The sequence below is a fragment of the Streptomyces sp. NPDC002935 genome (assembly GCF_040611295.1).
Lineage (GTDB): Bacteria > Actinomycetota > Actinomycetes > Streptomycetales > Streptomycetaceae > Streptomyces.
Window position 1 is genome coordinate 20398 of record NZ_JBEXNW010000064.1, and the last position, 7511, is coordinate 27908.

Here is a 7511-nt window from a genome sequence, read left to right on the forward strand (position 1 = left end):
GGTGGCCGATCCACAGACTGCGCCGCTGCCCCGGATCAGCGCAGTCGCACACCCAGCGCGGTCTGCACGAGTGCCGCGTGCAGCTTCACCGTGAGGCCCGCGAGCTCCTTCGTACGGGCCTCCGCGTGCGCCCGGGTCTGCGGATTGCGGTGGCGCCGCAGGGGGGCGACCACCTGGTCCACCAGCCCCGCGTCACGCTCCGCCGCCGCCTTCATCGCCCGCAGATGGCGCGGCTCGATCCCGAAGCGCCCCAATTCGACGACGAGCGCGGCGACGGTCACCGCCTCGGCGTCGTAGACACCGCCGGGCAAGGGGCCGATCAGCCCGTACGACTCCCACTCCTGGAGCTCCTGCTCACCGATCTCCGCGGCGGCCAGCAGCTCCGCACGGCCCACCCGGGCCGCCGTGGGCCCCTCGGGCTCGCCGTAGAGCTCCCCGAGGGATTCTGCCTCGCCCGAGTCGCGCTGGCGGCCCACGGAGGGCAGACGCACCTGCTCACCGCGCTCCAGGGCTTCCAGGTGCTCCCGGATCACCTTCAGCGGCAGATAGTGGTCGCGCTGCATCCTCAGGACGTGGCCGAGGCGCTCGACATCGTCCGCACTGAACTTGCGGTACCCCGAAGGGGTCCGCCGCGGCTCGACGAGTCCCTCCGACTCCAGAAACCTGATCTTGGAGATGGTGACTTCGGGAAACTCGTCGCGCAGCACATTCAGCACCGCGCCGATGCTCATCAGTCCACTGTCCGCGGCGGCACCGCTGCCGGCACCGCCGCTCGGTGTTTGAAGCATGGACATTCCCTCGGTGTCCCCCCGGACGGAGTTGGGGGGAGGGTCAGATGCCCTGCTGGCTCGCGTAGAACACCAGCCGGTACTTGCCGATCTGCACCTCGTCACCGTTCGACAGAGGGACCTGGTCGATCCGCTCCCGGTTGACGTAGGTGCCGTTCAGGCTGCCGACGTCGGCGACCGTGAACGAACCGTCCGCGACACGACGGAACTCCACATGACGGCGCGACACGGTCACGTCGTCGAGGAAGATGTCGCTCTGCGGATGACGCCCGGCCGTGGTCAGCTCACCGTCCAGCAGGAAGCGGCTGCCCGAGTTCGGACCGCGTCGCACCACCAGGAGCGCCGAGCCGACCGGCAGCGCGTCGACCGCCGCCTGAGCCTCCGGGGAGAGCATCGGCGAAACCGTCTGGCCCGTCACCTCGGCGTCGTAGGCCTCGATGCCGGAGATGGAGATCGTGGACGTCGTCTCCGACGGACGCTCCGGCACGCCCCGCAGCGGCGCACCGCAGTTGGAGCAGAACCGGCTGTTCTCCGCGTTGCGGTTCCCGCACCTCGTACACACCTGGGCCGACATGGACGGATCCTCCTGCCGCGGCTGCCCACCAGGGGCATGGGACGCATACGGATCGGAGGCGAACCCTCCACCCGTGCTTGAGGCTGACGGTTCCCCGAAACCTATGCGGCCGGACTGGGCAGGGTCAACAGACGACGCGCCCTGGCCACCGGGACCGGAGACCTGGTCCCGGAACAGCGGGCGGTCGCCGCTCTGCGCCTCCGCGTCTCCCTGGCGCGGTGCACGGTGCCGGGCAGTCGCGTTGTCGCCACTGCCCTCTCGCGCGCTCTTGCCGAACAACTTCGCAAACAACTTCACGGGCGATTCCCCTTGACCGAAACAGACCCGCCCGTGGGGCAGGACGAACCCTGATTGAACACACCGGTCGACCCGGACATCCTCACAACGTCCGTATCCACCAGACAGTTTCCACCACGCACCACCCATTCGGTGCGCCGACCCCCCGCAACCTCATGCCCTGGCCCGGCGGTCCCCACGCGGCCCCCGTTCACCGGGAGGACGACCGAGCGTAGTCAGGCCGCTCCGCCGGTCGCAAGGCGTCCACGACGATCTTCGTCGAGCGGTCCACCGTGACGGTGGCCTGCTCCTTCTCCAGTGTCTGCACCACGCCTCCCGGGATGTTCAGCGCCGGCTCCAGGTCCTGCGGCTTGCCGATGACCTTGAAACGATAGGGCTGGGTGATCTTGTTCCCGTCGACCTTCACCCCGCTTCCGGAGTCGGACAGATAGGTATCAGCGACCACGCGCACCCCGTTCACCTGGATCGCCTCCGCGCCGGCCGCGCGCAGTTCCTGGATCGCGTCGAGCAGCATGTCCGCCTTGACCGTCCCCTTCGTGTCGTCGATCGTCAGGTTGATACCGGGTCCCTGAGCGGCCACGGTGCCCGCCAGAATGCCGAGTTGCTTCTCCTTCTCGACCGTCTGCTTGCGGGCCTCCTCGGCCTGGTCCGAGCTGTTCTCCAGCTCGGTGCGCTGATCCTCGAGACCCTGCTTCTCGTCCTCAAGACGCTGAGTTCGGTTGTCGAGTTCATCGAGGATGCGTACGAGATCCTCCTGGCGCGCTCCGCGCAGGGCGCTGTCGCCGTCGCTGTTGGACGCCACCTGGACGGCAAGGCCGAAGCCGAGCCCGAACAGCAGCACGGCGACGATGAGTTGGGCGCGCGACACCCGCGGCGGCCACAGCCCCTTGCCCAGCCTCTGACGGCCGGAAAGCGACGGCTCGCCGTTCTCCTCGGAGTTCTCCGGCGCGGGCTCCTGTTCGGCCGCGGGGACCTCTTCCGGCAGCTCTCTGCGCAGCGGGTTCTCGGGGACTTCGTCCTCGTTGCTCTTGTCCATGGTCCTCACGCCCGGAACACATGCCGGCGGATCGCCGCGGCGTTGGAGAAGATACGGATACCGAGGACGACCACGACACCCGTGGAGAGCTGGGCACCCACGCCCAACTTGTCCCCCAGGAAGACGATGAGCGCGGCGACGACCACGTTCGAGAGGAACGAGACCACGAAGACCTTGTCGTCGAAGATGCCGTCGAGCATCGCGCGCAGCCCTCCGAACACGGCGTCGAGCGCCGCCACGACGGCGATCGGAAGGTAAGGCTCGACAACCGCCGGAACCTCGGGCCGGACCAACAATCCAGCCACGACGCCCACGACGAGGCCCAGTACGGCGATCACGATGTGCCCTTCTCTGTGCTCGGCTCTGCTGTACGTACGATCACACTCGGTGCGGCGGACAACCGGACGTCGCCCTCGGCGGAGATGCTGGTCCGGATGCCGTAGTTCTGCTGCAGGGCGTGCAGATACAGCCCGTCGGCGCTGTTCTGGAACCTGGTGCTGAGCCGCTGGCCGTCCCCCACCGCGAGCACCGTGTAAGGCGGCACGAGCGGCTTGTTGTCGACCAGTATCGCGTCACCCGCGGCCCTGATGGCCGACAGGGAGGTCAGCCGCTGTCCGTTGATGGCGATGGCCTCGGCGCCCGATTCCCACAGGCCGTTCACCACGCGCTGCATGTCACGGTCCCGCACGCGTCCGGTGTCGGAGAACCCCGAGGTCTCCCGCGGATTGCTGCCGTCGCCGCCCGTGCTGGCTTCCTTGGCGTCGTTCACGACGAGCTTCACGCCCGGGCCGTGCACATCGGTGGCACCCGACAGGATGCTCACGAGGTCGGCCTGCTCACCGCCGCCGTCCTTCTTCAGCGCCTCGCGCTGGCGGGCGCTGACATCGCCACGCAAGGTGTCGACACTGTTCTCCAGTTTGTCCGCGGCCGTCGTCTCGCGCTGGATGCGGTCGATCAGCTCCTGGCGCTCCTTGGCGACGACAGGAGCCGCTATCCGCGCGTTCGCCGCTCCCACGGTGACCACCAGCGCGGCGAGCACCAGCCCGGCGGCGAGACCCAGCTTCGCCCGGACCGTCTTCGGCATGCCACTGGTGCCCTCGGCCTCCCTGCGGGCGGCCGCCTCGGCATACCCGTCGTCGAGGCTGTGATCCATGACGTTGGTGAGCAGCGACATGGAGGCGTCCGGGCGCGGGGGGCGCGGAGCGCTGCTCCGAACGGGGGGCTGCTGCGGCATGCCGCACATCGTCGCACGTCGCGGGTGCTACCTCCGAATGGCCCCACCAGCGTGCCGGACAGGCCCCCTTGGGGACACTTGTCCGACACGCACGGGTGAACGTGGTTTCAGCGGCCGGCGCTGTCCACAACGGCCGCCCACTCGTCGAGCAGCGCCTCCGCGGAAGCGTCGTCCGGGCCCTCCGCCCACAGATGGGTGACGGCCTCGGCCGGGTCGGGCAGCACCATCACCCAGCGCCCGTCCGTCTCCACGACCCTTACACCGTCCGTCGTGTCCACGAAGCGGTCTCCCGCCTCCTCCACGACCCGGCGCATGACCAGCCCCTTCACGGCCCACGGAGTAGCGAGGTCCCGCTTGAGGACATGCGCGCGCGGAATCCGCGCGTCGATCTGGCTGAGCGTGAGCTGCGTTCGCGCCACCAGACCGATGAGCCGTACGAACGCGGCCGCGCCGTCGAAGACACCACTGAACTCGGGAATGATGAAGCCACCGCGCGCGTCACCCCCGAAGATCGTCGACTCCTCGCGGCCGACCCGTGTCAGATCGTCCGGCGACGTCGTCGTCCACTCCACCTGCGTGCCGTGGTACGCCGCCACCTGCTCGGCGATCCGTGTGGTGGTGACCGGCAGCGCCACTCGCCCACTGCGCCGCTCGGCTGCCACCAGGTCGAGCATCACGAGCAGGGCCCGGTCGTCCTCGACGATCCGCCCCTTCTCGTCGACGAGCGAGAGCCGCTCTCCCACCGGGTCGAAACGCACTCCGAACGCGGCCCGCGCGGACGCCACGATCTCGCCGAGCCGCACCAGGCCGGCCCGCCGTGTGTCCGCCGTCTCGGTCGGCCTGGACTCGTCGAGACCGGGGTTGATGACCAGGGAGTCCACACCGAGCTTGCCCAGCAGGCTGGGCAGCACCAGTCCGGCACTGCCGTTGGAGGCGTCGACGACGACCTTCAGCCCGGATTCCGCGATACCGGTGGTGTCGACGTTCCGCAGCAGCGATCCCGTGTACGAGTCGAAGACGCTGGCGGGGAAGTGCAGGTCCCCGATCTCGCCGGGGAACGCGCGCCGGTACTCCTGCCGCGCGAACACCCGGTCCAGCTTCCGCTGCCCGCCCTGAGACAGGTCGGCGCCCTGCCCGTCGAAGAACATGATGTCGACGGAGTCGGGCACCCCGGGCGTCGTACGGATCATGATTCCGCCCGCGCTGCCCCGGGCGGTCTGCTGACGGGCCACTGGCAGCGGCACGTTCTCCAGGTCGCGTACGTCGATGGCGCTGGCCTGCAACGCCGAGATCACCGCCCGCTTCAGCGCGCGAGCACCTCGGGAGTGGTCGCGCGCCGTGGTGACGGTGGACCCCTTCTTGAGGGTCGTGGCGTAGGCGCCCGCGAGGCGCACGGCCAGCTCCGGGGTGATCTCGACGTTCAGGATCCCGGAGACGCCACGAGCGCCGAAGAGGTGGGCCTGGCCGCGCGACTCCCAGATGACCGAGGTGTTGACGAAGGCGCCGGCCTCGATGGTCTTGAACGGATAGACGCGGACGTTGCCCTGAATGATCGATTCTTCACCGACGAGGCATTCGTCGCCGATGACGGCGCCGTCCTCGATGCGGGCGGCGCGCATGATGTCGGTGTTCTTTCCGACCACACAGCCGCGCAGATTGCTGTGCTGACCGATGTACACGTTGTCGTGCACGACGGCCCGGTGCAGGAACGCGCCACTCTTGACGACGACGTTGGAGCCGACGACGGTGTGTTCGCGGATTTCGGCGTTCGCCTCGACCTTCGCGTAGTCACCGATGTAGAGGGGGCCGCGCAGGACGGCGTCCGGATGTACCTCAGCGCCTTCGGCGACCCACACGCCGGGGGAGATCTCGAAGCCGTCGAGCTCGACGTCGACCTTGCCCTCCAGGACGTCGGCCTGGGCCTTCACATAGCTCTCGTGCGTGCCCACGTCCTCCCAGTAGCCCTCGGCGATATAGCCGTAGATGGGCTTGCCTTCCTTCATCAGCTGGGGGAAGACGTCGCCGGACCAGTCGACGGAGACGTCGGCCTCGACGTAGTCGAAGACTTCGGGCTCCATGACGTAGATGCCGGTGTTCACGGTGTCCGAGAAGACCTGGCCCCAGGTCGGCTTCTCCAGGAAGCGTTCGACCTTGCCTTCTTCGTCCACGATGGTGATGCCGAATTCCAGTGGATTGGGGACGCGCGTCAGACAGACGGTGACGAGCGCGCCCTTCTCCTTGTGGAAATTGATGAGTTCGGTGAGATCGAAGTCGGTGAGAGCGTCACCGGAGATGACGAGGAACGCGTCGTCCTTCAACGCGTCCTCGGCATTCTTGACGCTCCCGGCGGTACCGAGGGGCTTCTCCTCATTGGCATAAGTGAGCTCCATGCCGAGCTCTTCACCGTCACCGAAGTAGTTCTTGACCAGCGAGGCCAGGAACTGGACGGTAACGACGGTCTCGTTGAGCCCATGCCTTTTGAGCAGCCTGAGCACATGCTCCATGATCGGGCGGTTCACCACCGGCAGGAGCGGCTTGGGCATGCTTGAGGTCATAGGGCGAAGGCGTGTGCCTTCGCCTCCGGCCATCACGACGGCCTTCATGTCGGAAGCGTCCTCCTTGAAGAGACGACGGTACAGCCGACTTCACCCGTCCTGATTGTCCCGCAGTTTTCGAGCGGGGGCCATCGGGGCACTGCAGCCGCCCAATCGGGCCGAGCTCAATCGGCCATGGTGTCCGCCCGGACCAACCGGCGGACCTGCACCACGTAGAGGACTCCTGCCCACCAGTAGAGGGTTGTACCCCATCCGGCGAACGCCCATCCGAAAATAGCGCCGACTGTCGCGATCCAGCCGCTCGCGTCACTGAGCAGCAGCAACGGGAAGGCGTACATCAGGTTGAAGGTGGCCGCCTTCCCGAGGAAGTTCACCTGCGGGGGCGGATAGCCGTGACGCCGGAGGATCCACACCATCACCAGCAGAACCAGCTCGCGTGCGAGAAGAGCGGCCGTCAGCCAGATCGGCAGAATCTCGCGCCAGGTGAGCCCGACAAGCGTCGACAGAATGTAGAGCCGGTCGGCCGCGGGATCCAGTAGCCGGCCGAGGCTGCTGATCTGGTTCCAGCGCCGGGCGAGCTTCCCGTCCAGATAGTCGGTGATACCGCTCAGCATGAGGATGAGCAGCGCCCAGCCGTCACTCTTGGGACCACCGAACTCCGGCCTGAGGATCAACCACAGGAAGATGGGTACGCCGACGAGACGCGCCATGCTGAGGATGTTCGGGATGGTGAGGACCCGGTCCGTCTGAACACGGGTCTCCTGGACCTCCACCCGGGGGCCTCCTGTGGGAAACGAGCCAACGATGCCCCCTGACCTTACCCGCAGCCCTGACGCAGCAGCGCAGAGGGGGAGGCGTCATCGGGAAAACTCTGGCGGAAAACAAAAAAGCTCCGGCTCTCGGGATGAATTCCCGAGAGCCGGAGCTCTAATTTTAGTTCGGCGGCGTCCTACTCTCCCACAGGGTCCCCCCTGCAGTACCATCGGCGCTGTGAGGCTTAGCTTCCGGGTTCGGAATGTAACCGGGC

General features: G+C 67.5%; 7 protein-coding genes and 1 rRNA gene. All 8 read right to left on the reverse strand.

What is annotated here, in order from left to right; all coding sequences use genetic code 11:
- Nucleotides 1-35: 35 nt before the first annotated feature.
- On the reverse strand, nucleotides 36-788 hold the full coding sequence (locus ABZX90_RS42630; RefSeq protein ID WP_355213593.1) for a MerR family transcriptional regulator: 753 nt from the start codon (nucleotides 786-788) through the stop codon (nucleotides 36-38).
- 43 nt (nucleotides 789-831) lie between these two features.
- Nucleotides 832-1788: an FHA domain-containing protein gene (locus tag ABZX90_RS42635; RefSeq protein WP_351134470.1), complete on the reverse strand. Its 957-nt coding sequence runs from the start codon at nucleotides 1786-1788 to the stop codon at nucleotides 832-834.
- Nucleotides 1789-1849: 61 nt separating this feature from the next.
- On the reverse strand, nucleotides 1850-2695 hold the full coding sequence (locus ABZX90_RS42640) for a DUF881 domain-containing protein (protein WP_351134471.1): 846 nt from the start codon (nucleotides 2693-2695) through the stop codon (nucleotides 1850-1852).
- Nucleotides 2696-2700: 5 nt separating this feature from the next.
- Nucleotides 2701-3033 (reverse strand): small basic family protein, encoded by a 333-nt coding sequence (locus ABZX90_RS42645; RefSeq protein ID WP_003988855.1) that lies wholly within the window; start codon nucleotides 3031-3033, stop codon nucleotides 2701-2703.
- Nucleotides 3030-3938 (reverse strand): DUF881 domain-containing protein, encoded by a 909-nt coding sequence (locus ABZX90_RS42650; protein WP_355213594.1) that lies wholly within the window; start codon nucleotides 3936-3938, stop codon nucleotides 3030-3032. Before ABZX90_RS42650 ends, ABZX90_RS42645 begins: the two co-directional genes overlap by 4 nt.
- A 98-nt stretch (nucleotides 3939-4036) precedes the next feature.
- Complete coding sequence (locus ABZX90_RS42655) at nucleotides 4037-6532, reverse strand: mannose-1-phosphate guanyltransferase (protein WP_351134475.1); 2496 nt, start codon at nucleotides 6530-6532, stop codon at nucleotides 4037-4039.
- Between the two features lie 116 nt (nucleotides 6533-6648).
- Nucleotides 6649-7257, reverse strand: coding sequence for a CDP-alcohol phosphatidyltransferase family protein (locus ABZX90_RS42660; protein ID WP_351134477.1), 609 nt, complete (start codon nucleotides 7255-7257; stop codon nucleotides 6649-6651).
- A 163-nt stretch (nucleotides 7258-7420) separates the two neighbouring features.
- Nucleotides 7421-7511, reverse strand: a 5S ribosomal RNA gene (gene rrf, locus ABZX90_RS42665); the annotation flags it as partial.